The following is a 1,689-nucleotide window of genomic DNA, read 5'->3' as shown; positions in this document are numbered from 1 at the left end:
TCTCAATATGCGCAAGTGCGATCCCAATGTCACGTCCATGCTCCAGTTAATCACAACTCAACAGAAAATAATTTATATTTGTCAGTCGGTCTCTTTTGATCATAGTCAAAATTGAGTTGACCGACGTAGTCATCAACTGCGGAAGTAGTTTCACCAGAACCACCATTAGCATCGTCAGAGCACGTTGCTGGCGTTACCCCTATTGAGGTTTCTGGTTTGTATAGTATCGTTTGCGAGTGCGGAGATTGAAGAACTACCGGTGAGTCGAGTATTGGAACTGGCATCCGCTGTATTACTATTCGGTGAGATCCCACTCAGGCTTACTACCTCGGTATCGCCAGTGACCGCGAAGCAAAGCGCAAAGACGGAGGTGACCATCACAGCCATCAAAGAAACAGCATGAATTTGTTCAGGTGAGCCACTCATCAATATCTCACCTCTTGTGGTGGGCTAGCCGCGCCTACATATCTACTCGATTGGACTGTACGAATCGTGCCGGGAGATGGTAGAAGTAGCACATATATTATAATATACTATTTCTGATTATTACGCAGAGAAATCAACCATTCCAGCTACACAAACACTTATGACGAGCAATGACTAGCTTTGACATACGATGGCAGTCGAATTCGAAGAATATCAAGAATCCAGCGACAACGGGGAGTTTGACTGGACACTCCAAGAGGGGTCAAATAGCCACAAGATCCTCGCGTTCTTAGCTAAAAATCCGGATCAGGGGTTCACACCGAAGGAAATACACGATGCGACCGGAGTGACCCGTGGGTCAGTCGGAAAGACGCTACAGCGACTTGAAGAACGCCAGCTAGTCCGCCACGCCGAACCCTACTGGGCAATCGGTGAAGATGATCGAGTCGGAACCTACCTCAGCATGGTATCGTCACTGGAGACGATCAGCCAGCGGGAGGGAACCGAAGATTATGACGAGTGGCGAAACGCCGCAAACAGCGCGTAGAGCAGTCTTATGGAGGCATATCTCGGGGGGATGTGCTATGGCACTCAGCCCCATTTAGAGAAGGTGGACGGCGGTACGTTGTTCTGAGCGATGAACACCACCCGTTCTATGGAGAAGAATATCTCGTGGCTGGCGTAACAACCACAGAGCGAGACGGAGCGATTGAGCTCACTCCGGATACATGGGCAGAAGGTGGCGCACCGAAGCGAAGCTGGGCCTCACCGTGGTATATCTTGACACTTAAGCACGAAACAGTAACTGATCGTCTCGGGCGAATCACGACAGAAACCACGAATCAGATTGCGCAAGAACTCATGAGATTGGTTGGTATAGGCGATTGAAGTCAAAATCAAAGAGAAATAGCCATATTTCTTATAATATTGGTTTAGTTATGTTTGAGTCAAGCCACCACGACAAGACTTCTATAAAAGAAACAGCGCGAGTACCCCGCCCCACCGTGGGCGGGGGTGAAGCGCGTCACAACGATGAATTTAATAAACTACATATATAGCATAACATAGCGATGTCGTCGGGACTTACCCAAACACTATCATTTGGTTTAGATATTGCTACGGGGAGTCCAGACGACTTGCATGACGGGTGTATCGAAGCCCGTCGCATCCGCAATGAAGTGAATCGACTTGACCGGCAGCACTGGGACTGGGACAAGATCAAATCAATCGTTGTTGACAACGCCGATCACGTCCAGAATACGA

At 48.7% G+C, this 1,689-nt stretch carries 3 protein-coding genes and 1 pseudogene; 3 read left to right on the top strand and 1 reads right to left on the bottom strand.

What is annotated here, in order from left to right:
- Positions 1-174: 174 nt before the first annotated feature.
- Complete coding sequence (locus tag J07HQW2_RS17255; protein ID WP_303703906.1) at positions 175-426, bottom strand: hypothetical protein; 252 nt, start codon at positions 424-426, stop codon at positions 175-177.
- A gap of 190 nt (positions 427-616) precedes the next feature.
- Between J07HQW2_RS17255 and J07HQW2_RS02350 the strand changes: the two genes are divergently transcribed.
- The 3 genes and pseudogenes from J07HQW2_RS02350 to J07HQW2_RS02340 form a co-directional block, all read left to right on the top strand.
- Complete coding sequence (locus J07HQW2_RS02350; RefSeq protein ID WP_021053656.1) at positions 617-973, top strand: MarR family transcriptional regulator; 357 nt, start codon at positions 617-619, stop codon at positions 971-973.
- A 32-nt stretch (positions 974-1,005) separates the two neighbouring features.
- Complete coding sequence (locus J07HQW2_RS02345) at positions 1,006-1,314, top strand: type II toxin-antitoxin system PemK/MazF family toxin (protein WP_021053655.1); 309 nt, start codon at positions 1,006-1,008, stop codon at positions 1,312-1,314.
- A 182-nt stretch (positions 1,315-1,496) separates the two neighbouring features.
- Positions 1,497-1,689 (top strand): annotated as a pseudogene (locus J07HQW2_RS02340) (RNA-guided endonuclease TnpB family protein); the annotation flags it as partial.

The organism is Haloquadratum walsbyi J07HQW2, from assembly GCF_000415985.1.
GTDB classification, from domain to species: Archaea; Halobacteriota; Halobacteria; order Halobacteriales; family Haloferacaceae; genus Haloquadratum; species Haloquadratum walsbyi_B.
This window is presented reverse-complemented; position numbering and strand designations above follow the sequence as displayed.

Excerpts from the sequence above, each read along its gene's own strand:
- J07HQW2_RS17255 (WP_303703906.1), bottom strand. The coding sequence starts at position 426 with ATGAGTGGCTCACCTGAACAAATTCATGCTGTTTCTTTGATGGCTGTG.
- J07HQW2_RS02350 (WP_021053656.1), top strand. The coding sequence starts at position 617 with ATGGCAGTCGAATTCGAAGAATATCAAGAATCCAGCGACAACGGGGAG.